This is a genomic window from Mesorhizobium sp. C268A, from assembly GCF_040324475.1.
Classification (GTDB): domain Bacteria; phylum Pseudomonadota; class Alphaproteobacteria; order Rhizobiales; family Rhizobiaceae; genus Mesorhizobium.
Map to the genome: position 1 here is coordinate 1007254 of NZ_JAMYVX010000001.1, position 24163 is coordinate 1031416.

Annotated in this window: 29 protein-coding genes; 9 read left to right on the forward strand and 20 right to left on the reverse strand. The window is 62.3% G+C overall.

Features of this window, described 5'->3' with window-relative positions:
- Nucleotides 1–98 precede the first annotated feature (98 nt).
- Nucleotides 99–1067 carry a LysR substrate-binding domain-containing protein gene (locus NKL06_RS05145; RefSeq protein ID WP_023670266.1) on the forward strand — a complete coding sequence of 323 codons (969 nt, stop codon included), beginning with the start codon at nt 99–101 and terminating at the stop codon, nt 1065–1067.
- A 237-nt stretch (nt 1068–1304) separates the two neighbouring features.
- Here the strand turns inward: NKL06_RS05145 and NKL06_RS05150 are convergent, their stop codons facing one another.
- Nucleotides 1305–1457, reverse strand: a complete 153-nt coding sequence (locus NKL06_RS05150) for a hypothetical protein (RefSeq protein ID WP_023693936.1) — start codon at nt 1455–1457, stop codon at nt 1305–1307.
- A gap of 136 nt (nt 1458–1593) precedes the next feature.
- Between NKL06_RS05150 and NKL06_RS05155 the strand changes: the two genes are divergently transcribed.
- The 3 genes from NKL06_RS05155 to NKL06_RS05165 all read left to right on the forward strand — a co-directional run bounded on the left by NKL06_RS05155 (nt 1594) and on the right by NKL06_RS05165 (nt 4354).
- Nucleotides 1594–1761, forward strand: coding sequence for a hypothetical protein (locus tag NKL06_RS05155; RefSeq protein WP_023670264.1), 168 nt, complete (start codon nt 1594–1596; stop codon nt 1759–1761).
- A gap of 50 nt (nt 1762–1811) precedes the next feature.
- Complete coding sequence (locus tag NKL06_RS05160; RefSeq protein ID WP_023693937.1) at nt 1812–3893, forward strand: ATP-dependent helicase; 2082 nt, start codon at nt 1812–1814, stop codon at nt 3891–3893.
- A gap of 158 nt (nt 3894–4051) precedes the next feature.
- On the forward strand, nt 4052–4354 hold the full coding sequence (locus tag NKL06_RS05165) for a DUF982 domain-containing protein (protein ID WP_023670262.1): 303 nt from the start codon (nt 4052–4054) through the stop codon (nt 4352–4354).
- Nucleotides 4355–5550: 1196 nt separating this feature from the next.
- Here NKL06_RS05165 and NKL06_RS05170 read toward each other — a convergent pair.
- From NKL06_RS05170 to NKL06_RS05180, 3 genes are all read right to left on the reverse strand, one after another.
- Nucleotides 5551–6336 carry a GGDEF domain-containing protein gene (locus tag NKL06_RS05170; protein WP_023693938.1) on the reverse strand — a complete coding sequence of 262 codons (786 nt, stop codon included), beginning with the start codon at nt 6334–6336 and terminating at the stop codon, nt 5551–5553.
- Nucleotides 6337–6729: 393 nt separating this feature from the next.
- A complete protein-coding gene (locus tag NKL06_RS05175; protein ID WP_023684735.1) occupies nt 6730–7389 on the reverse strand; it encodes a hypothetical protein in 660 nt (219 codons plus the stop codon).
- 446 nt (nt 7390–7835) lie between these two features.
- Nucleotides 7836–8348, reverse strand: coding sequence for a DinB family protein (locus NKL06_RS05180; protein WP_023693939.1), 513 nt, complete (start codon nt 8346–8348; stop codon nt 7836–7838).
- Between the two features lie 255 nt (nt 8349–8603).
- Between NKL06_RS05180 and bluB the strand changes: the two genes are divergently transcribed.
- Nucleotides 8604–9239 (forward strand): 5,6-dimethylbenzimidazole synthase, encoded by a 636-nt coding sequence (gene bluB, locus NKL06_RS05185; protein ID WP_023693940.1) that lies wholly within the window; start codon nt 8604–8606, stop codon nt 9237–9239.
- A 9-nt stretch (nt 9240–9248) separates the two neighbouring features.
- On the opposite strand, the gene NKL06_RS05190 is transcribed toward bluB, so the two are convergent.
- Entirely contained in the window at nt 9249–9473 is a 225-nt protein-coding gene (locus NKL06_RS05190; protein ID WP_023693941.1) for a hypothetical protein, read from the reverse strand.
- 238 nt (nt 9474–9711) lie between these two features.
- Here NKL06_RS05190 and ndk point away from each other — a divergent pair, with 238 nt between their 5' ends.
- The gene (gene ndk / locus NKL06_RS05195; protein ID WP_023673443.1) at nt 9712–10134 is read left to right on the forward strand and encodes a nucleoside-diphosphate kinase; all 423 of its coding nucleotides are present in this window, start codon (nt 9712–9714) and stop codon (nt 10132–10134) included.
- 76 nt (nt 10135–10210) lie between these two features.
- On the opposite strand, the gene NKL06_RS05200 is transcribed toward ndk, so the two are convergent.
- On the reverse strand, nt 10211–10666 hold the full coding sequence (locus tag NKL06_RS05200; RefSeq protein ID WP_023693942.1) for a MarR family winged helix-turn-helix transcriptional regulator: 456 nt from the start codon (nt 10664–10666) through the stop codon (nt 10211–10213).
- Between the two features lie 64 nt (nt 10667–10730).
- On the opposite strand from NKL06_RS05200, the gene NKL06_RS05205 reads away from it, so the two are divergent.
- Nucleotides 10731–11210, forward strand: a complete 480-nt coding sequence (locus NKL06_RS05205) for a cupin domain-containing protein (RefSeq protein WP_023693943.1) — start codon at nt 10731–10733, stop codon at nt 11208–11210.
- Nucleotides 11211–11212: 2 nt separating this feature from the next.
- On the opposite strand, the gene NKL06_RS05210 is transcribed toward NKL06_RS05205, so the two are convergent.
- From NKL06_RS05210 to NKL06_RS05235, 6 genes are all read right to left on the reverse strand, one after another.
- Nucleotides 11213–11980 (reverse strand): YbaY family lipoprotein, encoded by a 768-nt coding sequence (locus NKL06_RS05210; protein ID WP_023693944.1) that lies wholly within the window; start codon nt 11978–11980, stop codon nt 11213–11215.
- Nucleotides 11981–12049: 69 nt separating this feature from the next.
- Complete coding sequence (locus NKL06_RS05215; protein ID WP_023693945.1) at nt 12050–12523, reverse strand: molybdenum cofactor biosynthesis protein MoaE; 474 nt, start codon at nt 12521–12523, stop codon at nt 12050–12052.
- Between the two features lie 4 nt (nt 12524–12527).
- Nucleotides 12528–12785: a molybdopterin converting factor subunit 1 gene (gene moaD, locus NKL06_RS05220; RefSeq protein ID WP_023673448.1), complete on the reverse strand. Its 258-nt coding sequence runs from the start codon at nt 12783–12785 to the stop codon at nt 12528–12530.
- Between the two features lies 1 nt (nt 12786).
- Nucleotides 12787–13383 carry a CDP-diacylglycerol--glycerol-3-phosphate 3-phosphatidyltransferase gene (gene pgsA, locus NKL06_RS05225; RefSeq protein WP_023673449.1) on the reverse strand — a complete coding sequence of 199 codons (597 nt, stop codon included), beginning with the start codon at nt 13381–13383 and terminating at the stop codon, nt 12787–12789.
- 170 nt (nt 13384–13553) lie between these two features.
- Nucleotides 13554–15629 (reverse strand): excinuclease ABC subunit UvrC, encoded by a 2076-nt coding sequence (gene uvrC / locus NKL06_RS05230; protein ID WP_023693946.1) that lies wholly within the window; start codon nt 15627–15629, stop codon nt 13554–13556.
- Nucleotides 15626–16390 carry an SDR family oxidoreductase gene (locus NKL06_RS05235; RefSeq protein WP_023693947.1) on the reverse strand — a complete coding sequence of 255 codons (765 nt, stop codon included), beginning with the start codon at nt 16388–16390 and terminating at the stop codon, nt 15626–15628. The genes uvrC and NKL06_RS05235 overlap by 4 nt, the downstream gene beginning before the upstream one ends.
- 411 nt (nt 16391–16801) lie before the next feature.
- Between NKL06_RS05235 and NKL06_RS05240 the strand changes: the two genes are divergently transcribed.
- Nucleotides 16802–17452 carry an outer membrane protein gene (locus tag NKL06_RS05240; protein ID WP_023673452.1) on the forward strand — a complete coding sequence of 217 codons (651 nt, stop codon included), beginning with the start codon at nt 16802–16804 and terminating at the stop codon, nt 17450–17452.
- 62 nt (nt 17453–17514) lie between these two features.
- On the opposite strand, the gene NKL06_RS05245 is transcribed toward NKL06_RS05240, so the two are convergent.
- From NKL06_RS05245 to NKL06_RS05255, 3 genes are all read right to left on the reverse strand, one after another.
- On the reverse strand, nt 17515–18111 hold the full coding sequence (locus tag NKL06_RS05245) for a glutathione S-transferase family protein (RefSeq protein ID WP_023689091.1): 597 nt from the start codon (nt 18109–18111) through the stop codon (nt 17515–17517).
- Nucleotides 18112–18451: 340 nt separating this feature from the next.
- The gene (locus tag NKL06_RS05250) at nt 18452–18841 is read right to left on the reverse strand and encodes a hypothetical protein (RefSeq protein WP_023673454.1); all 390 of its coding nucleotides are present in this window, start codon (nt 18839–18841) and stop codon (nt 18452–18454) included.
- A gap of 579 nt (nt 18842–19420) precedes the next feature.
- Nucleotides 19421–19945, reverse strand: coding sequence for a DinB family protein (locus NKL06_RS05255; protein ID WP_023693948.1), 525 nt, complete (start codon nt 19943–19945; stop codon nt 19421–19423).
- Nucleotides 19946–20007: 62 nt separating this feature from the next.
- Here NKL06_RS05255 and NKL06_RS05260 point away from each other — a divergent pair, with 62 nt between their 5' ends.
- A complete protein-coding gene (locus NKL06_RS05260; RefSeq protein ID WP_031198064.1) occupies nt 20008–20631 on the forward strand; it encodes a TetR family transcriptional regulator in 624 nt (207 codons plus the stop codon).
- Nucleotides 20632–20728: 97 nt separating this feature from the next.
- On the opposite strand, the gene NKL06_RS05265 is transcribed toward NKL06_RS05260, so the two are convergent.
- The 5 genes from NKL06_RS05265 to NKL06_RS05285 form a co-directional block, all read right to left on the reverse strand.
- Nucleotides 20729–21175: a hypothetical protein gene (locus NKL06_RS05265; RefSeq protein WP_023673457.1), complete on the reverse strand. Its 447-nt coding sequence runs from the start codon at nt 21173–21175 to the stop codon at nt 20729–20731.
- 201 nt (nt 21176–21376) lie between these two features.
- Nucleotides 21377–21799 carry a VOC family protein gene (locus NKL06_RS05270; protein WP_023693950.1) on the reverse strand — a complete coding sequence of 141 codons (423 nt, stop codon included), beginning with the start codon at nt 21797–21799 and terminating at the stop codon, nt 21377–21379.
- Between the two features lie 112 nt (nt 21800–21911).
- Nucleotides 21912–22301, reverse strand: a complete 390-nt coding sequence (locus NKL06_RS05275) for a MarR family winged helix-turn-helix transcriptional regulator (RefSeq protein WP_023693951.1) — start codon at nt 22299–22301, stop codon at nt 21912–21914.
- Between the two features lie 239 nt (nt 22302–22540).
- Nucleotides 22541–23389: a 23S rRNA (adenine(2030)-N(6))-methyltransferase RlmJ gene (locus NKL06_RS05280; protein ID WP_023693952.1), complete on the reverse strand. Its 849-nt coding sequence runs from the start codon at nt 23387–23389 to the stop codon at nt 22541–22543.
- 7 nt (nt 23390–23396) lie between these two features.
- Entirely contained in the window at nt 23397–24011 is a 615-nt protein-coding gene (locus tag NKL06_RS05285; protein ID WP_023693953.1) for a hypothetical protein, read from the reverse strand.
- Nucleotides 24012–24163 lie beyond the last annotated feature (152 nt).

Sequence of the window (24163 nt, forward strand, 5' to 3'; positions counted from 1 at the left end):
GATGGGGGCATCACTTGGTAAACTGTCGATTAATTTCCCCACCCCTGTAAAATTAGGAATGCTGGTGCTAGTGTAAGCCCAGCTTAAGGTCGAAACGCGTGCGTCTGCTCAGTCAGGTCAACCTCAATTCGCTGAAGATTGTCGAAAGTGCCGCCCGGCACCGTAACTTCACGCGCGCGGGCGAAGAGCAGTTTATTACTGCTTCCGCCGTCAGCCAGCGCGTCAAAAGCCTTGAGGAACAGCTGCGCTTCAAGATCTTCCAGCGCGGCGGCAATGCGGTGTCGCTGACACCCGAAGGCGAGACCTATGTGTCGCGCGTTCGCGAGGCGCTGGAGCGCATCGTGGCGGCCAGCATGGAGGCGACCGGACAGTCGCAGGCGCATGTGCTGAAGATTTCGGTGCTGCCGACGTTCGCGGCGCGCTGGCTGTTTGCCCGCCTGCCGCTGTTCCAGCGGCAATATCCCGAAATCGAAATGCGGGTCTCGACCTCCTACGCCACCAATGAGTTCGCCACCTCCGAGTTCGACCTCGAGATCCGCTATGGCGACGGCAGCTTTCCCGACCTCAAGGCGGACCTGCTGTTCAAGGAGGATTTGACGCCGGTGTGCAGCAGGAAGCTGTTCCACGAGGTTCTCGGCGATAGGCCGCCGTCAAAGGTGACGCCCGACGACCTCAGGCATTTCACGCTGCTGCATTCCGACACCTGCACGCAGAACTGGCAGTCGTGGCTGGGTTTTGCCGGCGCGAGTTCCGTGCTCGGCGAGACCAAGAGCATCTATTTCGATTCCTGCATGATGTCCTATGAGGCGGCCAATGCCGGCATGGGCTTTGCAGTCGCCAACCGCGCCTATATGGCGAGCGAGATCCGCGCAGAGCGGCTGGTGGCGCCGTTTGCCGTGCATCACCCCAACACCGCCGGCTGGTATTTCGTCTGCCCGGTCACCGCGCCCTACACGCGCAAGGTGGAATTGTTCAAGCAGTGGATCATGGCCGAGGCGGCGCTGACGCAGTGCCAGCTGGACGCCGGGATTGCCGGCGGCCCGGTGCTGCGCAAGGCCATTGCCTGAGGTCGGATTCTTTCCGCGGCCTTGCGGGATTTGTGGTCTTTTCTGCTGGTTTTGCGCAGACGGCACGAGCAGAACCGGCACGAAAACTGCCACCTCATGACGCAGGCGAGAGACTCAGCTATCTTCGGTTGTTGCGGCGGACCTGATATCCGCCTGGCCGGCGCTATCAGCTCACCTCCCAAGCGGCGCCGGCCTTCTTCTCCTGAAAGCCATTTCTCGTCTCCCGCCGGAAAACGATCATTGCGCCGGCTGATCGCCGCTGGCCGCCGGCTTTGGCGCCGAATCCGTCTGCGGAGTTTGATCGAGCACCGGGGCTTTGGTTGGCTGGATGTCGCCGTCGCAGGCGGCGAGCGCCAAGCTGGCGGCCAACAGAATCAGAAGCCTCTTCATGGCGACCTCCTAGGTCTGCCCTCTCCTTCGTAAGGCAACGAGGTGGTTCAGCTTTGGTTGCACGCTCGCAAACGACACCGCGTCGGCTGGAACCAAACGGCGGCTCTGAGGTTGGTTGCCTAAAGGAGATCGCGCCATGATCCGTCTGCTCATTACCGGCCTTTTCGCTTACGCGACCTATCGCATCGCCAAGGAGATCATCAAGGACGTGCCCGACAATTTCGATCCGTTGCCGGTGCCTGGCGACGAACGCGCCACCTTGCGGCGCCAGTCGGCGGCAACGGGTGTCGCGCCACGGCGATAGGGGCTACTTCGGCCCGTTGCGAACAAAGCGGAAACGATGCTTGATAGGCGATGACCATCGCCATCAATGATTCGTCCTTGCAGCCCGCCTATCTGGCGAAGCTCAACGCCGAGCAGCGGCTCGCTGTCGAACATGGCGACGGCAAGGTCGCCGGGCCGCTGCTGGTGATCGCCGGCGCCGGCTCCGGCAAGACCAACACGCTCGCCCACCGGGTCGCGCATCTGATCGTCAAGGGCGCTGATCCCAGACGCATTCTGCTTATGACATTCTCGCGCCGCGCCGCCACCGAAATGGCCAGGCGGGTCGAACGCATCGCCGGCGAGGTGCTGGGCCGAGACGCGTCCGTCATCGCCGACGCGCTGAGCTGGGCCGGTACGTTTCACGGCATCGGCGCCAGGCTGCTGCGTGACTATGCGCTGACGATCGGCCTCGACCCGGCCTTTACCATTCACGACCGCGAGGATTCCGCCGACCTGATGAATCTTGCCCGGCATGAACTTGGATTCTCGAAGACCGAAAGCCGGTTTCCGACCAAGGGCACCTGCCTGGCGATCTATTCGCGCGCCGTCAACGCGCAGGCGCCGCTTGGCGAGGTGCTGGGTTCGGCCTTTCCGTGGTGTGCCGGCTGGGCCGAACAACTGAAGGCTCTGTTCGCCCGATATGTCGAGGCCAAGCAGGCGCAGAACGTGCTCGATTACGACGACCTCCTGCTCTATTGGGCGCAAATGGCCGCCGAGCCGGAGATCGCGGCGCATCTGGGCTCGCGTTTCGACCATGTGCTGGTCGACGAATACCAGGACACCAACCGGCTGCAGGCCTCGATCCTTTCGGCGCTGAAGCCGGACGGCGCCGGACTGACAGTGGTGGGCGACGACGCGCAGTCAATCTATTCGTTTCGCGCCGCGGAAGTGCGCAACATCCTCGATTTCCCGCAACAATTCGCGCGAGCCGCCGATGTCATCATGCTGGAGCGCAACTACCGCTCGACCGAGAGCATTTTGGCGGCAGCCAACGCGGTCATCTCGGAGGCGTCGGAGCGCTTCACCAAGAACCTCTGGTCGGAGCGCAAATCCTCGCAAAGGCCGAAACTGGTCAGCGTGCGCGACGAGGCCGAGCAGGCGAACTATGTCTGCCAGGCCATCCTTGCCGAGCGCGAGGCCGGCACGGTGCTGAAATCGCAGGCGGTGCTGTTTCGCGCCTCGCACCACAGCGGCCCGCTGGAGATCGAACTGACGCGCCGCAACATCCCCTTCGTCAAGTTCGGCGGGCTCAAATTCCTCGACGCCGCCCATGTCAAGGACGTGCTTTCGGTGCTGCGTTTTGCCGAGAACCCGCGCGACCGCGTCGCCGGCTTCCGCGTGCTGCAGCTGCTGCCCGGCATCGGCCCTTCGGCGGCGAGCACCATCGTCGAGACCATGGCGACATCGCTCGACGAGGAAATGGGACTGGCCCGCTACCGGCCGCCGCAACGCGCGGCTGAGGACTGGCCAGCCTTCGTTGCGCTTTATTCCGGCCTGCGCGCCCGGTCGGGGAAATGGCCGGCCGATCTCGAACAGGTCAGGCTGTGGTACGAGCCGCATCTTGAGCGCATCCACGAGGATGCGACGACGCGGCGAGCCGACCTCATGCAGCTCGAGCAGATCGGTTCAGGCTATGCTTCGCGCGAGCGCTTCCTGACCGAGCTGACGCTGGATCCACCGGATGCGACCAGCGACCAGGCCGGGCCGCCGCACCGCGACGAGGACTATCTGATCCTGTCGACCATTCATTCGGCCAAGGGCCAGGAATGGAAGAACGTCTTCGTGCTCAACACCGTCGATGGCTGCATCCCGGCCGATCTCGGCGTCGGCACCAAGGAAGACATCGAGGAGGAGCGCCGGCTGCTTTACGTCGCGATGACGCGGGCCAAGGACGGCCTGCATCTGGTGACGCCGCAGCGCTTCTTCACTCACGGCCAGGCAGCGCGCGGCGACCGCCACGTCTATGCCTCGCGAACCCGTTTCATCCCGGCCTCGATCCTCGGCGCCTTCGAGCAGACGTCGTGGGCAAGCGTCCACGCCAAGGACGATCCGCGCCACAGACCTGAAGTCCGCGTCGACCTCGGCGCCCGCATGCGCGGCATGTGGAAATAGCCGCAACCGCGAATGCCGGCAGGGAGCGACCTCAAGAGCAAATCGTCCTGTCATGGCATCTCTCAGGGAACCTCGGGCCGCCAGCCGCGTTTTCTGGCGTCCAACCCGCGATCGGAGGGCGGCGGCCGCCGCCCTTCCGCCCATCCAGAGAGGCCAGAATGCACGACGCGATGTTCTTCACCCCGGTTGCCGTTAGCGTTGGCGCCGGCCACAAACGCATGCTCGCCTCGCTGTTCGAGATGCATGATTTCCTGACCGAATTTCCGCCGTCACGCCGGCGCCTGAGCTATGGCGCGGCCGTGCGGGCGTGCGAGGCAGCGCGCGCCGGCGAAATCTCGACCGAGGCCGCACGCGATGCCCTGATCACCTTTGCAGTCACGGCAGGCATCCTCTGGCCCGCGGTCCAGCCGGCCGTCTCGGTCAAGCCGGTCGCACACGGTTATGGCGGCTACGCCGTCTGAGACGGCCGGGACCGGGCCTGCCCAGCAAAAAAGATCACTCGGACTTGCCGGCAGACGTCGAACGACAAACACGTCTTGGTGATCCCACCAAGCGTCCACTTCATCTTGGAGTAACTCGGCATTGGAAGCGTCTTGAGATAGTTTGATCACGAAACCAAGATCCATGGCCATCATGCCGTATTCCTCAACCGCGATGTCGGCCTGTTCACTGTTCAATGCAAACCGAGGCCAAATTCACTCGGTGGCGTCTCCATTTGAAGAAAAGGCAGGGTTCGCGAGCCGTGAGTTGTGAAATCGGAATGCCAACAGGCCGCACAAAGCTGAACAGACGAACCAGCCATCGCGACCAGTTGTTATCGGCATGTGGAAAAGAATGAAAGCGCAAAGACTGCATCATAGAGCCGGCCAAAAACTGCCTCCTCCGGTATCGATCGCGACTGAATGGCTTTAACCTTGAATTCGTTCGCCAGGAAAGAAATCGCTTGTGGATGATCGGAACTGACGAGATCGATGTCTTCATCCACATGGTGCCACGTCACGCATCCATACCCTGAGGCGAACTCGAGGAGTAAAAAGGCCCCGGCCTAGATGCCGTGTTAAAATTCCTTTGAGTTTTATTGCAGATGCTTGCCCCATCTCTGAAATATAACTGCCCCTTGAGACGTCAGACAGAAATCCATTATGGTCAATCAGGAAGTTGAATATATCGTCATCTTGATGAATGGATGGAACAATGGAAAATCCGACGCCACTCTACGGATTATTTCTTCTCTAAGTAATTGCCGGTCCAACAAGTTTAGGCCGACTTCTGGATCCACTGACTCATCCGATCTATGAGCATTGGATAACGGTACAAGCCGCCGAGGCGGGTACCACGCGCGATAGCGAGCGACGCTGCAGCCACCGTTTCACCATCGCGTTGATCCACACCTCGAAGCAGAAATGGACGGCCAACCCGCAAGCAGCGGCAGACGCACCAAGCGAGGACTAGGTACATCTGAAGGCATCATATCGATGCGGCAGGCCAACGGATCGCAGCGCCAACCAGCAGACCGAGACACTTGCGTTAAGGAACGAGGCCTGCTGCAGTCGACACCATGGAAGCTGACGGCGCCGCTGCGTGTTCCAGGTCGCATTGCCGCGATCCGTTTGAAAAGCGCCTGTGCCCGACCGGAGCCTCGCCTGGCGCCCGCATTTCAATGCAACGTCGGATCACCGGCCAGCAGGGCGCGCGGCCCGGTCGTTTCGAAACTGACCTGGTCGCGGCCGTTGGACTTGGCCTTGTAGAGGTGCCGGTCGGCCGTCAGGAACATGTCGGCATAGGTGGTGGGTCCGCTGAAGGCGACGCCACCGATGCTCACCGAGAGCGGACAGGGCCGTCCATCCGGGGCAAACTCGACCTCGCGGATGCGCCGCCGGATCCCCTCGGCAACCAGCCAGGACTGCGACGGGTCGGCGCCAGGCAGGAAGATGGCGAACTCCTCGCCGCCGATGCGACCGACGATGTCGGCGCCGCGCAGCTGGGCCTTGATCGTCTGCGCAATCAGCTTGAGCGCCTGATCGCCGCAATCGTGGCCCAATCGATCGTTGATGGTCTTGAAATGATCGGCGTCGACGATCAGCAGGGCGCCGGCATCGACGACGGCCTGGCTGCGCGCCTGTTCGAGATAGGCCTCGACCAGCATCGAAAACGCGCCGCGGTTGAACACCGCGGTCAGGCTGTCAGTTGCCGCGACAATGCTCAGATTCTTCTGGGCGATCGCCAGCTGGCGCATCTTGTACATCAGGAAAGAGAAGAACGATCCACCCAGCACAAGCGGCAGTAGCAGGTCGGTGAGCTGCGCCCAGCGCAATGCTTCGGGCGACAGCGACGGAAAATTGTAGGAATCGACAAGGAAGGCCGCCGCGATACAGATCGCCGTGCCGACAACCGTGACTGCTATGACCCTGCCCCAGCTGGTGGGCGACAGATCGACCCGCATGCCATTTCTCCCACTGTGTTCGCCATTTTGCAGCGGGAACACAAATGAAACCCTAAAATCTTACCTGCAATTCGAATGTGGTTAACCAGAACAATTCCAGGAAAGTGTGAGCAGCTTTCCCGGGAGAAGCGCGTGGGCGCTTTCCCTGAGAATTACCAAGACAAAGGGATAGCGCGTTTCATCGTTTCCGTTAAACGATAAAACGCTCCGGCAATCGAAAGGCGCGATCGGTTGCCTTGTGAGTGGCGACAAAAAGCCCGCCACTTGCGCGGCGGGCTTTCCGACTGGCCGGAGGCTTCTCGTCAGCGCATGTCCCTCGGGAAGTCTGGGCCATGCGGTAGGAGAGTGCCGTAAAGCCTCACGGCTGGCTCGACACTCCCGGCGAAACCTGTCTCAGCGACGCGAGATCATAAGGCATAGCTGCCGCAGATCGCTGTCGTAGGTGCCCTCGCTGGCGAGCACATCGACGCAGCGCTTCTTCATACGTGTCAGCTGGCTGTTCGACATGCTGGCGACGACACCGGGTGTCCCAGGGGTGCCTGGTGTTCCAGGAGTTCCTGGAGTGCCGGGGGTACCGGGCGTACCGGGCGTGCCCGGCGTTCCGCCAATGCCGACGCCGACACCGACGTTGATGCCGCTGCCGACGTTGACGCCGACACCGGCATTGATACCTCCGCTGCCGCCGACCGTGGCCCCAACACCGGCCTTGATGCCACCGGCTCCGCCGACCGTCGCGCCAGCGCCGGCCTTGATGCCGCTGCTACCGCCGACTGAGGCGCCGAGGCCCGCAGTAACGCCGCTATTGCCGCCGACCGTTGCGCCAGCACCCGCCTTGATACCGCCGCTGCCGCCAACCGAGGCGCCGGCACCGGCCTTGACCCCGCCGCTGCCGCCGATCGAAGCGCCAACACCGGCATTGATGCCGCCAGCACCGCCGATAGATGCGCCGACACCGACGCCAATTCCGCCGCCTGCATTCGCGGGAGCGGCAAAAATGACGATAATTGCACCCGCCGCCAGTGTTCTAGCGATTTTTTGAGTGATATTAACCATGACACTCTCCTTGTTGCCGTTCTGCTTTGTGCATTGCAACATGCCAGCAAACCAAAGCAGACATATGCTCATGCACTCACAGCTACGCACGAGTCTTCCTTATAGTTTCTTTATTTTTTCCAAGAATAAGGATTGTAGTTCTCAAGGCGTGCACTGGTCTGCTAAAAAAAAATATGTTTTTGCTTCAATATTTAAACTCTGTTTAATTCTCTCGACAGAAATTCCACCGGAGTTGGAGCGGGTTGTGGCTGCGGCGGCCTGGAGCCGAAGGCCCACAAAAGGCGGGCCACTGACAGCCCAGCCATCTGGCCCAGTCACCGGGCAGCGTTGTGCCGACAGGGTCCTCAAACCCGGCTTGGATCCAGAGCTGGTGCCGGGCATCGACGGCCGCGCAAATGCACCGGTTAACGCTCCCGTGCGTTTAAACGGGAAGCGCGGTCAGGAGATCAGGCGTAGGCGCGGCCTTCGTCGGTGCGTTGGAAAAACGCCAGGTCGAGCTGCACCGAAGGCCGGCCGAGAATGGTCAGGATGGTATGCGCCTGGCCGCGGTGATGGGTCTGGTGGTTGAAGACGTGTCCCAGCGCCGGCGCCAGCCGCTGCGAGACGGTGCGCATGTCGGAAACGGTCATGTAGGAGAAGCGGCCGGACAAAGCCTTTTCGGTCAAACCGTCGACCCAGTCGACGATCCGCCTGTCCTCGGCCTCACGCGCCAGCTTTAGGCCAGGCAATGCGCGGTGCAGGATGGCGTCGAGCTTTGCCGGCGCGTCGCCCTCGCCGGTGAAGCGTTTCATCCAGATGCGGTCGGTGGCCAGCAGATGGTTGAGCGTGCCCATCATCGAGCCGAAAAATGCGCCGACATCGCGGTTGAACTCTTCTTCGTCAAGTGCGGCGACGGCATCGTAGATGCGGCCATTGGCCCATTGATTGTAGGCCGCGAACATCATGAAATGCTGTTTCATCTTTTTCCCGCCGACGAGTTCCGCTTCAGCCGCAGGCGCCTAATTAGACCGCGAGGACGCAGCCGCCAATGACCATTCTGTTCTATGAACTCGCCGGACACGACGCGACCCGTCCGTTCAGCCCGCCTTGCTGGAAGGAGGCGGCGGCCGCAGCTTAGGGAATAGGCAGTAGGCAATAGGGTCTGAGGGCTGTACTGCCTACTGCCTACTGCCTACTGCCTACTGCCTATTCCCCACACAAGTCTCCTGATCGCCATGCCACCACCCCCCGATTTCACCGATGATTTTCGCGCCGGGCTGGTCACGCTGCTGCGCTGGCGCCGGGATGTGCGGCGCTTCGAGCGGACGGCTTTGCCCGAGGGTACGCTGGAGCGGCTGCTGGAGCTTGCCAGCATCGCGCCGTCCGTCGGTCTCAGCCAGCCGTGGCGCTTCGTGGTGGTCGAGAGCGCCGAGCGGCGGGGCGCGGTGAGAGACTGTTTCGAGCGGTGCAATGCCGAAGCTCTTGAATGCTTTTCAGGCGAGCGCGCCGCTCTCTATGCCCGGCTGAAGCTCGCCGGTCTCAATGAAGCGCCCTGCCAGTTCGCGGTTTTCGCCGACCGCACGACGCAACAGGGCCATGGGCTCGGCCGCATGACGATGCCGGCAACCATCGACTATTCGGCCGTCATGGCGGTGCACACGCTGTGGCTGGCGGCGCGGGCGGAAGGCATCGGCATGGGCTGGGTGTCGATCCTCGACGCGGCCGAGATGGCCGCAATCCTGGACACCCCGCCTGAGTGGACGCTGATCGGCTATTTCTGCCTCGGCTATGCCAGCGAGGAGCATGATCTGCCGACGCTGGAACGCGAGGGCTGGGAGCGCCGGCGGCCGCCGGTAGTGATCAGGCGGTAAAGCTGCCCATCACTTCGTCTCTTCCTTGGCCATGAGCTTGACGCAGATCGGGTCGCCCTTCGGCATCGGAGTGCACTGCCATTCAGGCCCGAAACCGATATTCGTATCTGTGCGGTGACCCGAAAAGAGCAGCAGAACAAGGCCCACGGCAGCCAAGATGCCGATAATCCAAAGGCTCCCTTTTATGTCGCCCGGTCTGAGGTGGAGGTAGGGCCAGCGCGTCCCGTCAAACATGGTCCGATGTCTTTCCGTTCCGCTGATTTCCCTTCGAAGCCGTGCGTGCCTGCGCAATCGCCATTTTCCCGCAAAGCCTTGCCTTTGACCAGAGCGTTGCGAACAGCCATGCGGGCGGTCGCGGTCGAATAACGCTGCCGGGGCGCGTCCCCTTGGCAATGGGCCGGGCGGCTTGTATAGAGCCCGCCACTCCACATTCCGATCTCAAGACTTTCCATCTCAAGACAAGGACGACCCCATGGCGCTCGAACGCACCTTTTCCATGATCAAGCCGGACGCGACCCGGCGCAATCTTACCGGCGCCATCACCAGGATGCTGGAAGAGGCCGGCCTGCGCGTCGTCGCCTCACGTCGCGTGTGGATGAGCCGCCGCGAGGCCGAAGGCTTTTACGCCGTCCACAAGGATCGTCCGTTCTTCGGCGAACTGGTGGAATTCATGTCGTCGGCGCCGACCATCGTGCAAGTTCTGGAAGGCGAAAACGCCATTGCCAGGAACCGCGAAGTTATGGGCGCGACCAACCCCGCCAACGCCGCCGAAGGCACCATCCGCAAGGTGCACGCGCTGTCGATCGGCGAGAATTCCGTGCACGGCTCCGACGCGCCGGAAACCGCCGCGCAGGAGATCAAGTACTGGTTCTCCGACACCGAGATCGTCGGCTGAGCCGACGCGAACCAATGTATGCAAGAGGCCGGCACTTCGCCGGCCTTTTTCTTTGGTCAGGTCCCGGCTGCCGCTTTCAACGGATGAGCGGCGTGTCCCAGAGGTCGCCGAGCAGCGTTTTCAGCTCCGTGAAACGCTTCTCGCCCAGTTCCTCGGCCCATTCCCGTTCCACGTCGAGCAGGATGTCGGCCATCTTCTGGTATGCGGCGCGCCCGCGGTCGGTGAAGTGGACGACGGTCCCGCCGCTCTCATCGGGTGCCGCCGAGCGAGTGATATAACCCATCGCTTCCAGCGTCTTCAGCAGTTGATTCATGGCCTGCTTGCTCATCGCGGCGCGCTCGGCGAGCGCGCTCGGCCGAAGGCCATCCGGGCCGGGATATTGGATCACCGCCATATGCGGCGGGCTGAGGTCCTCGAAACCCGACGCCCTGAGATCCCTGATCAGCTTGCGGTGAATGGCCATGGCCGGAACGCGCAGCAGTGCACCGATCAGCGGTGGCTTCTTTGGCGTTTCTTCCCTGGATAATGGCATTGACACTCGGGTAAATTGAGTTTACTCATTTCGGTAAATCCGATTTACCACATGGGAGGGTGAAATGCTAGACAGAGCTAGCCAGATCAGCGTCAATCCGGCCGACGAGACAATCAGCCATGGCGGCCTTGCCGTGCGCTTCCTGCTTACCGGCGACCAGTCGAACGGCAGCATCGCCGCCTTCGAACTGACCGTCGCCGGCTCGCAGCGCCTGCCCGCCCCGGCGCACAGCCACGATCACTATGAAGAGACGATGTACGGGATCGAAGGCGTGCTGATGCTGACCGTCGACGGACGCCGGCACGATATCGGGCCGGGCCAGGCGCTGTGCATTCCGCGCGGCGCGGTTCACCGCTTCGACAACGACACCGCCGCGACCGCCAAGGTGCTGTGCGTGGTGACGCCGGCGGCGATCGGCCCGGAATATTTTCGCGAGGCCTTCGCCATCTTCAGCACTGGCGGCCCGCCAGACCGCACCAGGCTGATGGACCTGATGCGCCGGTTCGGCCTGACGCCGGCGCCCCCGCCGCCGCCGCAGTCTTGATCTTAGCTCGCTGCGTTGAATCGCAAAATGTCACGGCCGTCCTTGTCGGCGATGATCAGCTTGCCGCCATCGACACGGTATGACGCCGCCTTGGCGAGCGCCTCGAACAGCGCCTTTTCCTCGGCCATGATCTCCGGCGCGCAGGCCTTGTAGGTCGAGCCGATGTCGCTGATGACGATGGTCTCGCCATCGACCTTGGCGGTGGCGAAATAGGCGTTGCACGGGCCGCTGCCGCCCGCCTTGCCGGCTTCGCTGACCCGGAACGTCGCCTGCGGCTCCGAAATCACGCCGATACCGTCGATATATTCGACTAGCCAGCTCTGGCCGAACAGCGAGGCCGAGGTCGGCTTGTCGCTCGGCGCCACCATTTTCAGCACAATGGCCTGCGGCGCCTCGCTGAGCGGATCGACCTGATAGCGCGAGTCCGTGACGAACAGCAGCTTGTCGTCGGCGGTGATGCGCGCCTGCAGCGCATAGGTCATGTTGGGCCGGATCACCGTTGGATCGAAGCTGATCTCGAACTTGATCGGCACCTGGCCGGCCGGCGCTACCTTGCGCTCGCCGACAATGGCGGCCGGCGCATCGGCCAGCGATACATCGGCAAGTTGAACCGACAGCACGGCGTTGGGCGGCAGCGCGATGCGCTCGCGATACATCACCTCGCCCTTCAGGGTTTTCTCGGCGGCGACGGAAGGCTCGGGAACGGCCAGAACGCCGATAACCAGCGGCACAAAACCGAAGACGAAGAATTCGGCGATCCTGTCCAGCATGCCCTTGCTCCCTTTTTGCCGATGCGATTTGGCCAAGGGAATGCGGTCAATACATGGCTGCGCCGAGATTTATTCGGGCCGCGCCTTCCAGCGCGCCGCAGCCTGGTCGTCGGCGTCCTTGGCCTCGACCCAGCCGCCATCGGTGCCGTCGACGCGGTGCTCCTTCTTCCAGAAGGGTGCACGCGATTTCAGGAAATCCATCAGGAAATTGGCCGCTTCGAACGCCGCCTGCCGGTGCGAGGACGCCGCCACCACCAGCACGATGTTTTCGCCCGGTGCGATCTTGCCGTGGCGATGGATGACGGTCAGCCCTTGCAGCGGCCAGCGCTGAAGTGCCTCGCGGGCGATGCGGGTGATTTCGGCCTCGGCCATGCCGGGATAGTGCTCGAGTTCCACGGCCGACAGCTGGCCCTGCTCGTCGCGGCAAAGTCCTGAGAAGGACACCACGGCGCCGATGTCGGCGCGACCCTCGGTCAGTTTCGCGATCTCGGCGGCAACGTCGAAATCGTCGCGCTGGATGCGCACCGTCGGCGCGCCGGACATGGTGTCAGCCCCCGGTCATCGGCGGAAACAGCGCGATCTCGCGCGCGCCGGCTATCTTCTCGCGATGCTCGACATGTTCCTGGTTGATGGCGACGCGGATCACATCAGGATATTGCAGCGCGTGCTCATATTCCTCGCCACGCGATTTCAGCCAGCGCAGTAGGTCGGCCACCGTCTCGATACCGGCGGGCAGTTCGACATCCTCTTCCGGCTTGCCGATCCGTTCGCGCACCCAGGCGAAATAAATGAGCCGGGTGATCATCTCACTCGTCCATGATGTGCTTGAGGCCGGCGCGGAAATAGTCGTAGCCGGTGTAGAGCGTGACGAGGGCTGCGATCCACAGCAGCACCAGTCCGGTCTGCGTGGTCAGCGGGAAGATCTTGTCGCCGGCAGGCCCAGCCAGCAGGAAGGCGATGGCGACCATCTGGATGGCGGTCTTCCATTTGGCGAGCTGCGTCACCGGCACCGAGACTTTCAATGCCGCCAAATATTCGCGCAGCCCCGAAACCAGGATTTCGCGGCACAGGATGATGATTGCCGCCCACAACGACCAGCCTGCGATGCCGGCATGGCGGTCGGTGTCGGCGGCGAGCAGCAGCAGGCAGGTGGCGACCAGCAGTTTATCGGCGATCGGATCCAGCATCTTGCCGATGTTGGACGTCTGCTGCCAGGCGCGCGCCAGATAGCCGTCGAGATAGTCGGTGATCGAAGCCAGCAGGAAGATGATCAACGCCGACCAGCGGGCGAAGTCGCTCGATTTCAGATGCCCCTCGAGAAAAAAGCACAGCACCACCAGCGGCACCGCGACGATGCGGGCATAGGTAAGCATGTTAGGCAGGTTGAACGCGCGCTTGGCCATATCTCAGGGACTCTTTCTGCCTGCGTACTCAAATCAGAACCGGATGTAGGGGGTCAACAGGCGAGATTCGATTGGCCAGACGAAAATAGCGCGCGATTGCCGGGATTCGAGTGGCCTGCGAGAAAAGAACGGCTGCTGCCATTTGATCGGGACAGCGGCGTCACCGGCGCTCAGCTCTCATGGAAATGATTGTAGACGAGCTTGGCGACCTGCTCTGAAATACCGTCGACCTTGACCAGATCCTCGACTGCCGCGCGGCTGACCGCCTTCGCAGTGCCGAAGGCCAGCAGCAGCGCGCGCTTGCGGCCGGGACCGATGCCGGCGATCTCGTCGAGCGGGCTCTTGACCAATTCCTTCTTGCGCCGCGCGCGGTGCGAACCGATGGCGAAGCGATGCACCTCGTCGCGCAGCCGCTGGACGAAATAGAGCACGGGATCGCGGACGGGCAGCGAAAACGAGTCCCTGCCTCTGACGAAGAAACGCTCGCGGCCGGCATCGCGGTCCTGGCCCTTGGCGATGCCGATGGCCGCCACGCGATCCTCGATGCCGAGGTCGGCGAGGATCTTGCGCACCGCGCTCATCTGGCCCTGGCCGCCATCGATCAGGATGACGTCGGGCCAGGCCGGGAAGCTGCCGGAGATGTCTTCTTCGATGTCGTCGCCTGCTCCACCGGCTGCCGCGTCGTCGGGAACGACATCGCCATGTTCCTTCAGCAGCCGCGAAAAGCGCCGTTCCATCACCTCGCGCATCATGCCGAAATCGTCACCGGGCGTGATCTCGGTCGAGCGGATGTTGAATTTGCGGTACTGGTTCTTCACAAACCCTTCCGGCCCGGCGACGACCATGGCGCCAACGGCGTTGGTGCCCATAATATGCGAATTGTCATAGACCTCGATGCGCACCGGCGGCTTCGGCAGGCCGAAGGTCTCGGCAAAGCCGGCGAGCAGCCGGCCTTGCGTGGAGGTTTCGGCCAGCCGGCGGCCGAGCGCCTCGCGGGCATTCTGCAGCGCGTTGTCGGTCAAATCCTTCTTCTCGCCGCGCTGCGGCACCGAGATCGACACTTTACGGCCGGCGCGGGTGGACAGCGCTTCGGCCAGCAGTTCCTGATCCTGGACGCCTCGCGACAGCAGAATGTTCCGTGGCGTCGGCTTGTCGTCATAGAACTGCGCCAGGAACGAGCCCAGCACTTCCGCCCCCTCCAGTGCCGGGTCGGCCTTGGGGAAATAGGCGCGGTTGCCCCAGTTCTGGCCGGTGCGGAAGAAAAACACCTGGATACAGACCTGGCCGCCCTCCTGATGGATGGCAAAGACATCGGCCTCATCGACCGTGGCCGGGTTGATGCCCTGATGGCTCTGCACATGCGACAGCGCTGCCAGCCGGTCGCGATAAATGGCGGCGCGCTCGAAATCGAGCTCCTGCGAGGCCTGCTGCATGGCCGCAGAGATTTCGGTCTTCACCTTCTGGCTGCGGCCCGACAGAAAATCCTTCGCCTCGCTGACCAGCTCGGCATAGTCGCTATGCGAAATTTCGCCGGTGCAGGGACCGGCACAGCGCTTGATCTGGTAGAGCAGGCACGGCCGGGTGCGGTTTTCGTAGAAGGAGTTGGTGCAGCTCCTGAGCAGGAAGGCGCGCTGCAGCGAATTGATGGTGCGCCCGACCGCGCCGGCCGACGCAAAAGGTCCGAAATAGTCGCCCTTGCGCGAGCGCGCACCGCGATGCTTGTAGATGCCGGGCGAAATGTGATCGCCGGTCAACAGGATGTAAGGGAACGACTTGTCGTCCCGCATCAGCACATTGAAACGCGGCCGCAAGCGCTTGATGAGATTGGCCTCGAGCAGCAGCGCTTCGATTTCGGTGCGGGTGACGACGAACTCCATCGTCGATGTCTCGCGCACCATGCGGCCGATGCGGGCGGTGTGGAACCGGCCTTGCGCGTAATTGGTCACCCGCTTCTTCAGGCTGCGCGCCTTGCCGACATAAAGCACGTCGCCGGCGGCGTTCATCATGCGGTAGACGCCGGGCGCATTGGGCAGCCGCTTGACCAGTGTCTGGATGACTTCGGCGCCGACCATGCCGTCGGCGTCGCCGGCATGCGGCGCCCAGTCGATCGCGGTGAAGGCGACATCGGGCCCGGTGGCCTCGGGGTCGACGATCTCCTCGACCGCCTCATCCTCAAGCTCGATGTCGGGCGGCATATCGTCAGCGGCGCCGGCGCGCGTCTTGTGTTTCTGGTCTGCGGGACTCATTCCACCATGCCTGTCACATCCGGCGTCTGCCATGCAAGATGCTGGCCGCCGTCGAGCGCGATCATCTGGCCGGTCACCGAGCGCGCATCCCAGAGATAGCGGATGGTGGCGCCGAATTCGGCCAATTGCGGGCCGCGCTTCAGAATCAGGCCATCGACCTGCTTTTGGAAATCATCATCGTCCTGGCGCGCATTCTTCAGCGTCGGACCGGGACCGATGGCGTTGACGCGGATGCGCGGACCGAGCGCCTGCGCCAGCATTTCGGTCTGCGTCCACAAGGCCGACTTCGACAGCGCATAGGAGAAATAGCGCGGCGTCGGTCGCCAGACGCGCTGGTCGATGATGTTAACGATCAGCCCCTCCTGCCCCAACGGCAAGGCGCGGGCGAAGTTTTGCGCCAACAGCGCCGGCGTCTTCACATGGATGGCGAAGTGAAGGTCCCATGCCGCCCAGTCGAAGTCCTCGACGCTATCGTCGACGAACAGCGACGCATTGTTGACCAGAAGCGTGACCGGGCCGAGCGCTGCCGCGGCGCGGCCGACGAGATCGCCAACCGCATCCATGTCGGTCAGATCGGCGGCTACCACGCCGGCGCGGCCGCCTCCGTCCCTGATGCTCGCAGCCAGCGCGTCGGCCTCGGCGGTCGAGCGGTTGGCGTGGATGGCGACGGCAAAACCGTGCGCGGCCAGATCCTCGACGATCGCCTTGCCGATCCGCTTCGCCCCGCCCGTCACCAGCGCCGTTCCGGCGGCTTCGATCATCTGTCAATCCTCAATCTGCGCCTCAATTCGGCTAGCGGCACATTGTGACGCGTCCAGGGGTTAAATGCCGTTTCCACCTGGGGCAGGAATGTGGCGAAACGGCTTTTTCGCCGCCGGCACCGCCCCGGATTCGGGTCGGCAGGACCGCAATATAGGACGCTGAACCCGTTGCACCAAGCCGAGTGCAGTGCAGCATCGCCTGCGTACTGACATTTCGCTGTTGCGAAGATGCAACGTCAAGCTTCCGCCTCATTCGTGCCGGGGAATGACCCATTTTGAGGTTCGCTGCCGCCGCATTTTGACACGACATTCGGAACCGTTGAGTGCCAGATCCGTTTCACCCCCCGGACGGGTTGATGGCGCTCAGGACAAACAAGCCTACGTGTCTTGTGGCTTAAGGAGTAAACAACAATGCAAACCAATCTCAAATTCGCGCCGCTCGCGGTTGCGCTCGGGCTCTTCGCCCTCAGCGGTACCGCTTTTGCTGCCGATGTCGTCTCGGAAGAGCCCCCGGCGCCAGCCCCGATCGCCGAGCTCCCCGTCGCTTCCTGGGCCGGCCCGTATGCCGGTCTCAGCGCCGGCTACGGCTTCAGCGGTCATGCCAAAGTCCAGGACGGCGGCCCCGACATCAAGACCAAGGGCTTTGTCGGCGGCGTTTTCGGCGGCTACCAGTGGCAGCAGGAAAACTTCGTGTACGGTGCTGAAGCCGATCTCGGCTACAATGGCGTCAAGGGTGACAGCGGCGGCGTCAATTCCAAGGGCGGCTTCGAAGGCTCGCTGCGCGCCCGTCTGGGTTACGCCGTGACCCCGGAAATCCTGCTCTACGGCACCGGCGGCGGCGCCCTGAAGAACCAGAAGGTCTCGGTCCCCGGCGACAGCGACAGCAACACCATGCTCGGCTGGACGGCCGGCGTCGGCACCGACATCAAGATCACCGACAATGTGTTCGGCCGTGTCGAGTACCGCTACACCGACTTCGGTTCCAAGAGCTTCGACAGTGTCGGCACCAAGGTCAAAGAGAGCGACAACCGCGTCACCTTCGGCGTCGGTATGAAGTTCTAACTGTCGTTCAAGCCACGACACAGAAAGCCGGGCCTCGCGCCCGGCTTTTTTTGTTTCGCCCGTCAGGCCGGCACAGCCACCTTCAGCCCCGGAAACTTCTCATCGAAACGCGCTGCCCAGCGGGTCAGGCGGCCGCGGCCCTTTTCCCATTTGCCGGCGAAGCGCAGAGAGAGGTAGCCGAGGCAGGCACGCAACGCCAGCTGGCCAAGCGTGATCTTCTTCGGCAGCTTCGGCGGATTGGCGTTGAGGAAATCGAGTGCGGCGGTGATCTTGGTCCACTGGCGATCGAGCCAGGGTTGATAGACCATCTCCTCCGGACGCGTGCGCCGCTCATAGACCATCGACAGCGCGCAGTCGCATATGCCGTCGGCCAGCGCCTCCAGCACTTCGGCCTCGAGGCGCTTGTCGGCATTGCGCGGCAACAACAGGCTCTTCGAAGCGCGGTTGAGATGCTGAGTGATCGCGCGGCTGTCATGGATCGAGCGGCCGTCGTCGAGCACCAGCACCGGAATCTTGCCGAGAGGATTGGCTGACATCAGTTCAGCAGGCTTGTCCTCGGTCTTGACCGGCACGAGCTCGACGGCAATGCCGGCATGGAGTGCTGCCATGCGCACCTTGGAACTGTAGGGGGATGAGGACGCGTAGAGCAGCTTCGGCATGATCGGTTCCCTGTTTTCGGACGGCCAGTGCATGTCGCTCAAAAATGCGATTCCGGTCTTGAGAACGACGCGCGTAAAACAAAGGTCTAGAGCGTGTCGCCTGAACCCCATCGAATGCGACCGCCTTAGTGTTGGCCGATCTTCCCTGAGGGAGCAACTGCCAGAAGGGCAAAACCAGGCGGCCAATCCGCCGACAATGAAATCGCCATGCATGTCTCACAGAAGTGGCGTCAATTTCGAGAGAACGACATGCATCAAAACAAGACCTAAATCACAACAAAAAAGCTCCCGGGAATCTGCCAGTCGGCAAAGTTCCCGGGAGCTTTGAGATGGACCGCTGTTACTTCTTCTTGGCGGCTGGCTTTTTGGCCGGTGCAGCCTTCTTCACAGCGGCCGTCGACTTGGCGGCGGCGGCCTTCATCGGAGCCTTGGCGGCGGGTTTTGCCGCTGCCTTGGCTGCCGGCTTCTTGGCGGCGGGCTTGGCTGCTGCCTTCGCAGCAGGCTTCGCCACAGCCTTGGCGGCCGGCTTCTTGGCGGCGGGTTTCGCTGCTGCCTTGGCGGCGGGTTTTGCTACTGCCTTAGCTGCCGGCTTTGCCGCTGCCTTGGCGGCCGGCTTTGCCGCTGCCTTCGGTGCTGCCTTCTTTACTGCTGCAGGTTTCGCGGCAGCTTTCGGTGCCGCTTTCTTTGCCGGCGCTTTCGCCGCCGGCGCCTTCGTCGTGGTCTTTGCCATGCGATGCCCCTTGCGTTTGTGCCGATGGCCGTGAGTGACCCGGCGAGCTAATGCATATCTGACTCGTGCGTATCTAGCCAGCGAAGCATTACATAGAATTTCTCAGAGTAAGTTTCGGTTACGCTGAGAGCATGATCGCAATGATCGGCACAGAAATCGGCAAAGAATCTTCCCGCTTCGCAGCGAACTGTTGCGAGAGAAATCTCTGATATCGCGACTCACACGATCTTCTCGTCAAGCTCACATTCTCTTGCAACGCCGTCGATCTCACGCGGTCATTGGCGGCCTATCGGATGGCAACAATCATCGCACCGCAGAGGCTGATCTTGCTTCATCCCAACGGTTGCAGGAACAGCACTAAACTAGACGCGAGCTTTTTACTCGTATATCGAAAGTGGTTGGATGGAAGCCAGGAAGACAGCACTTGAAGGGACAGCCTGTTGTGTCGGACGTTTCCCAGACGAGAAGGGAGATCGCCAGCTTCGGCGCAAGAGATGCCCAACGGAAATGGGAAACGAAAGATCAGGGAATCCTCCTCCCGGGAAGCCGCGATCCCTTGGAAGCCAAGGGGTGCAGGCCCTAAGCGCCAACCCGCTCGCGCACCTGCAGCCGGCGCGAAGGCTCGGCGTGGTGGAGGTGGACGGCAAACGTATCCCACGGCGGCGCAATGCCAATCCGCATCAGGATCCGCCCGATCTCGCCGCGGTGATAGCCGCCATGCGTGACGACATGTGTCAGCATTTCCTGGAGTGACATCATCGCCCTGTCGCCGTCGGTGAAGGTGAAAGGCACAGGCTCTGGCATGAGCTTTGGCGAGACGGCTTCGATATAGTCGAGATACCAACGATCCATCGCAGCGACATCAGCGCTCAATTCATCGAGTGCCGGTGTGTCCTCGGTGTTTTCGGACGGATAGCCATGACGCGTGCCGGAAAGATGCGCGGCGAATATCTTCGATACGACGAGGTTGTGGTTGATGAGACGGGTCGCTGTGTGACGCTGATCGACATGCTCCTGCTGGTCGAGGCCCGCAAGCTTCTCCAGCAATTCACCATTCGCCCAGGCTTGATAAACGAGGCTGCGGAGCAAATCCAGCGCGTCCATGGTCTATATCCTTTGCAAGAAATGTGAGTATGTTGTCTATATTCTTGGCTGCTGGAGCAGACATGTCTACTCGCATTGCAAAGCCGCGCTCACGCATGCGCAAGCAGCCGCGCCAGGCGCGTTCGAGAGCGACGGTCGAGGCGCTCATCGAAGCCGGTGCTCATGTTCTGAGCGCGCTCGGCTGGGCCGGCTTCACCACCAACAAGGTGGCCGATGCGGCCGGCGTCAGCATCGGCTCGCTCTATCAATATTTTCCCGACAAGCTGTCGCTGGTCGAAGCAATTCGCCGGCGACATTTCGATCAGGTGCTGTCGGTGATCGCCGAATCAGCAGAAGGCGACAAGCCGCTCAAGCGATTCGCGCAGGAGCTGGTGCGCGGCATGATCGATGCGCACAGCATCCATCCGACGCTGCATCAGGTGCTGCTCGACGAGGCGCCGGGCGATCGCGGCTCACGCGCCGCCCATGCCTCGTTCCAGTCGCGCTATCTGGATCACTACACGGCGGCGGTGGCGCAATATCGCAGGCGCAGGAAGGACAATGAGACCGTGGCCCGGGTGCTGTCCTCAGCGGTCGAGGGCGTCATCCACAATGCCGCGCGGCGAGACATGCTCGACGCGCCGGAACTGCAGAAGCAGTTGGTCGAGCTGATCTGCGCTTACGTATCTGGTGGGAAGGCGGTGTGAGGCAGCGGCAGCAGTTCGGAGATTGGCGAATCCGGAGCGACATCAGATCTCCCCCTTGCGGGGAGATGGCAGGTTCGACGGCGGTTCTTATCCGACCTTAGCGCAGGACGCGGCAGCGGCCGTTGTAGACCATCCAGCGGTCGAAGCCCGAGACGCAGAATTCGACATTGTCGCCGATCGAGGCAAAACCCTGGCCTTCCTCGATCAAGTACCAGATGGTGCGGGCGCGGCCATCGGAAAGGCTGACGGTGGCGCCGCAATAGCGGCGGCCGATCGGCCATTCTTCGCTGGCCGGGAGATAGCGATGCTGGTGGATGCGTTGAAAATCGGTGATCGAAACATCCGGCAGATGCGGCACGTGATGCACCTGGTAGGAGAAGCGGCTGGAGATCTTGCTTAGCACCCATGCCTCGCCGCAAACGCCGCTGTCCTCGTCGGAATAGACGGAAAGGTCGGCGGCCTGTGCTGGCTGGCCAAGGGGTGCGGCCAGCGGCGTGCAAAGCGAAATCAGGGCAGCAAGAGCGGATTTGGCAAAGCGAGTCATGGCAGCCTCTCAAAGGTCGACTGCGCCCACTTTGCGGATTCGGCGGCGCGCGGTCAAGCGGTCGCGCTGACGATGGTTTCCCGCTCCGCAACCGGTTTTGCCGGTGCGAAGCTGTGAAACCACGTTCTGAGCCTTTGAAAAAGCTCGCCTTGCCCATTTAGGAAGCGGCCTGCCATGGCCGGCGGGGCGCCGAAACCCGGTTCAGCTTTGCTTGGCGTCGCCCTGCGGTACGGCGGCCGGGTCCATCCACATCGCTTCCCAGACGTGGCCGTCAGGATCGGCCAGGCTGCGATTGTACATGAAGCCATAGTCCTGCTGGGCGTTGATGTCGGCGGCGCCGCCATTTTTAGCCGCCGCCTCATTCATCGCATCGACCGCCGCGCGGCTGTCGCAGGACACGGCAAGCATGACCTCGCTCGAGGTGGCCGGTGGGATGGGGCGATCGGTGAACTGACGCCATTTGGCATGGGTGAGCAGCATGACGTTGATCGTTTCGCTCAGCACCATGCAGGCTGCGGTGGCGTCGGTGAAGTGCGGGTTGTTGTCGAAACCGAGAGCTTTGTAGAAGGCCATCGACGCAGCGAGGTCGGCGACGGGCAGGTTGACGAAGATCATACGGGGCATAGGGTCTCTCCTTGACAGTACATAGTTGAAACCGGACCGGCGTTTCGCCGGACCATCCTCCGATGCCTTCTCTCAACGCACCGGTTTTGCTTTGCCCGCGCAGCCTCTCGGTCTACGCCTTCTGCATCGCTTCGACCTCTTCGATGAAGCCGAGCAAAAACTGCATCTCGGCCACCGTGTATTTCTCCAGCAATGCGGCACCTGCCTCGAAGATCGGATGGTAGCAGCGCCGGACGAGTTCCTCGGTCTTCTTGCCCGCCGCTGCCATGACCTTGCGCCTGTCATCGGGATCCGGCTGGCGGCTGACGAAGCCGCGCTTTTCCAGCCGGTCAATCAACGTCGTAACCGCCGCCGGCGTGAGATTTGTCTCCCTCGCTACGACGTTTGCCGGCCGCGGGCCGTGACTGATCGCGCCGAGACAGCGGCGCTCGGCAGCGCTCAGCACATAGATTTCGGCAACGGTCCCATCGAACGTTTCAACGGCATCCTGCCAGCGCGACATCGCGAAGCCTATCGCGTTGACCAGTTCCTTTTTTGTCGATCTTGGCTTCGATTCGAAATCTAATAATTAGATATCTATCTATGTGATTCTGGGATTAGCGTCAACGCCAAGCCGATTAGATGTGCATCTCCATGGTTTCGGTTGGTTGAACACAGCTGAGCATTCGCGGATGGCGCCACCGTCAAAACTTCTAGCGACTTTGTGTCTTTGCCGCGGGCGTCGCCCGCTGCGAAGCGTCGCTACTCCCCGGCCAGCCATTCCAGCGACCAGTGCGCCGGCTTTTCGACCGCCAGCAATCTGTGCAGGACCGGCAGCACGATGCGCAGTTCGCGCTCCAGCGTGAAGGGCGGGTTGACCACCACCATGCCGCTGCCGTCGAGGCTTGGTTCACGCGATGCCGGCCGGATCTCGAACTCGATGTCGAGCAGTTTTGGAACGCCGGATTGCTTGAGCGCCTTGCGGAAGGCGATGATCGCTTTGCGGTCCTTGATTGGATACCACAGCGCGTAGATGCCACCCGGCCAGCGCCTGTGCGCTTTCTGCATGCCATCGACCAGGCGGTCGAATTCGCCGGCTTCCTCGAACGGCGGATCGATCAGCACCAGGCCGCGCTTTTCCTTCGGCGGCAGATGCGCGCCAAGCGCCAGCCAGCCGTCGAGTTCGATCACCCTTGTCTGGAAATCGCTGGCAAACAGCGTCTTCAGCCTGGCAGCATCTGCCTCGTGCAGTTCGATCGCCGACAACCGGTCCTGCTTTCGCATGAGGTGCCTGGCGATCAATGGCGAGCCCGGATATTTCTTCACCCCGCCATCGGGATTGAGCGAACGCACCGCTTCAAGATAGGGGGCAAGCAGCGCAGCCGCCGATTTTTCGATCGGGGCGTCGATGAGGCGGCCGATGCCGCCTTGCCATTCACCGGTCTTTTGCGCTTCCGCCGACGACAGATCGTAGCGGCCAATGCCGGCATGAGTGTCGACGACACGGAACGCCTTGTCCTTCTGCTTCAGATAGTCGAGCAGAAGGCTGAGCACGACATGCTTGACGACGTCGGCGAAATTGCCGGCGTGATAGGCGTGACGGTAGTTCATGCCGCGCTCATGTCGAGGAGCCTCTGCCCCAACGCGGCGGTGGCGGCTTCGAGTTCGGGTTCTCCGGCCGGCGACCGCCAAAAGCCAGAGCAAGCAGGAAGCCGATCAGGCCGACGGCCATCAGCCCGTAGCCGACCGGCCGTGCGCGTTGATCGATCTCACCGGAGCCGGAGCGCAGTATCAGATCCACTGCGCGTATCGGGATATCGTCGGCGTCGCCCAGGCCGGCGGTGAAGAGATAGGCGCCGGGACTGACGGTTTCGATCACGCCGGCCTCGTCGCGAAAGATCTTGTCGGGCAGTTGCGGGCTGACCTGGCGCGGATTGTCGGCGTGGTTGAATTGCAGCGTCGAGGCAAGCACCGTGCGCCCGGCTGTGGCGGCAGTCAGCGTCAGCACGGTGCGCTGCTGCGAGACAATGCGCTCGGCCTTTGCCGTCAGGTCGACCAGCACTCTGACCGGCGCGTCGCCAGCTTTCAGCGTCACCGTCACAGGCCTAAACCGTCCCTGGTCGTAGACGCGCCAGGTGCCGATCTCGTGGCCGGAGAAATTGCTCATGGCCCAGGGATACACGAAGCCAATGGCGGCGCCGGCAAGCAGTATCAGGACAAACAGAAAGCGCATTGAGGAGATCCGGGTGTTCGACAGATTGCCAATAACGCCCTGAAGGCCAAAAAGCGATGGCTGACGCAGCGGAGCCACCTTTGTGGAGTCCGTTGGCGGCACGCAAGCCATGTGGCACTTATGGCGAATGAAGCCTTCCGCAGAAGCATCGA

What these genes read in the sequence shown, in the direction of transcription:
- NKL06_RS05265 (WP_023673457.1), bottom strand. Translation starts at nt 21,175, where the DNA reads ATGACTCGCTTTGCCAAATCCGCTCTTGCTGCCCTGATTTCGCTTTGC.
- NKL06_RS05235 (WP_023693947.1), bottom strand. Translation starts at nt 16,390, where the DNA reads ATGATCGAAGCCGCCGGAACGGCGCTGGTGACGGGCGGGGCGAAGCGG.
- NKL06_RS05245 (WP_023689091.1), bottom strand. Translation starts at nt 18,111, where the DNA reads ATGCCGAAGCTGCTCTACGCGTCCTCATCCCCCTACAGTTCCAAGGTG.
- NKL06_RS05180 (WP_023693939.1), bottom strand. Translation starts at nt 8,348, where the DNA reads ATGAAACAGCATTTCATGATGTTCGCGGCCTACAATCAATGGGCCAAT.
- NKL06_RS05205 (WP_023693943.1), top strand. Translation starts at nt 10,731, where the DNA reads ATGCTAGACAGAGCTAGCCAGATCAGCGTCAATCCGGCCGACGAGACA.
- NKL06_RS05255 (WP_023693948.1), bottom strand. Translation starts at nt 19,945, where the DNA reads ATGGACGCGCTGGATTTGCTCCGCAGCCTCGTTTATCAAGCCTGGGCG.
- NKL06_RS05275 (WP_023693951.1), bottom strand. Translation starts at nt 22,301, where the DNA reads ATGTCGCGCTGGCAGGATGCCGTTGAAACGTTCGATGGGACCGTTGCC.
- NKL06_RS05150 (WP_023693936.1), bottom strand. Translation starts at nt 1,457, where the DNA reads ATGAAGAGGCTTCTGATTCTGTTGGCCGCCAGCTTGGCGCTCGCCGCC.
- ndk (WP_023673443.1), top strand. Translation starts at nt 9,712, where the DNA reads ATGGCGCTCGAACGCACCTTTTCCATGATCAAGCCGGACGCGACCCGG.
- NKL06_RS05210 (WP_023693944.1), bottom strand. Translation starts at nt 11,980, where the DNA reads ATGCTGGACAGGATCGCCGAATTCTTCGTCTTCGGTTTTGTGCCGCTG.
- pgsA (WP_023673449.1), bottom strand. Translation starts at nt 13,383, where the DNA reads ATGGCCAAGCGCGCGTTCAACCTGCCTAACATGCTTACCTATGCCCGC.
- NKL06_RS05200 (WP_023693942.1), bottom strand. Translation starts at nt 10,666, where the DNA reads ATGCCATTATCCAGGGAAGAAACGCCAAAGAAGCCACCGCTGATCGGT.
- NKL06_RS05250 (WP_023673454.1), bottom strand. Translation starts at nt 18,841, where the DNA reads ATGGCAAAGACCACGACGAAGGCGCCGGCGGCGAAAGCGCCGGCAAAG.
- NKL06_RS05165 (WP_023670262.1), top strand. Translation starts at nt 4,052, where the DNA reads ATGCACGACGCGATGTTCTTCACCCCGGTTGCCGTTAGCGTTGGCGCC.
- NKL06_RS05175 (WP_023684735.1), bottom strand. Translation starts at nt 7,389, where the DNA reads ATGGTTAATATCACTCAAAAAATCGCTAGAACACTGGCGGCGGGTGCA.
- NKL06_RS05215 (WP_023693945.1), bottom strand. Translation starts at nt 12,523, where the DNA reads ATGTCCGGCGCGCCGACGGTGCGCATCCAGCGCGACGATTTCGACGTT.
- NKL06_RS05270 (WP_023693950.1), bottom strand. Translation starts at nt 21,799, where the DNA reads ATGCCCCGTATGATCTTCGTCAACCTGCCCGTCGCCGACCTCGCTGCG.
- moaD (WP_023673448.1), bottom strand. Translation starts at nt 12,785, where the DNA reads ATGATCACCCGGCTCATTTATTTCGCCTGGGTGCGCGAACGGATCGGC.
- NKL06_RS05190 (WP_023693941.1), bottom strand. Translation starts at nt 9,473, where the DNA reads ATGTTTGACGGGACGCGCTGGCCCTACCTCCACCTCAGACCGGGCGAC.
- NKL06_RS05240 (WP_023673452.1), top strand. Translation starts at nt 16,802, where the DNA reads ATGCAAACCAATCTCAAATTCGCGCCGCTCGCGGTTGCGCTCGGGCTC.
- NKL06_RS05155 (WP_023670264.1), top strand. Translation starts at nt 1,594, where the DNA reads ATGATCCGTCTGCTCATTACCGGCCTTTTCGCTTACGCGACCTATCGC.
- NKL06_RS05260 (WP_031198064.1), top strand. Translation starts at nt 20,008, where the DNA reads ATGTCTACTCGCATTGCAAAGCCGCGCTCACGCATGCGCAAGCAGCCG.
- NKL06_RS05170 (WP_023693938.1), bottom strand. Translation starts at nt 6,336, where the DNA reads ATGCGGGTCGATCTGTCGCCCACCAGCTGGGGCAGGGTCATAGCAGTC.
- NKL06_RS05285 (WP_023693953.1), bottom strand. Translation starts at nt 24,011, where the DNA reads ATGCGCTTTCTGTTTGTCCTGATACTGCTTGCCGGCGCCGCCATTGGC.
- NKL06_RS05280 (WP_023693952.1), bottom strand. Translation starts at nt 23,389, where the DNA reads ATGAACTACCGTCACGCCTATCACGCCGGCAATTTCGCCGACGTCGTC.
- uvrC (WP_023693946.1), bottom strand. Translation starts at nt 15,629, where the DNA reads ATGAGTCCCGCAGACCAGAAACACAAGACGCGCGCCGGCGCCGCTGAC.
- NKL06_RS05160 (WP_023693937.1), top strand. Translation starts at nt 1,812, where the DNA reads ATGACCATCGCCATCAATGATTCGTCCTTGCAGCCCGCCTATCTGGCG.
- bluB (WP_023693940.1), top strand. Translation starts at nt 8,604, where the DNA reads ATGCCACCACCCCCCGATTTCACCGATGATTTTCGCGCCGGGCTGGTC.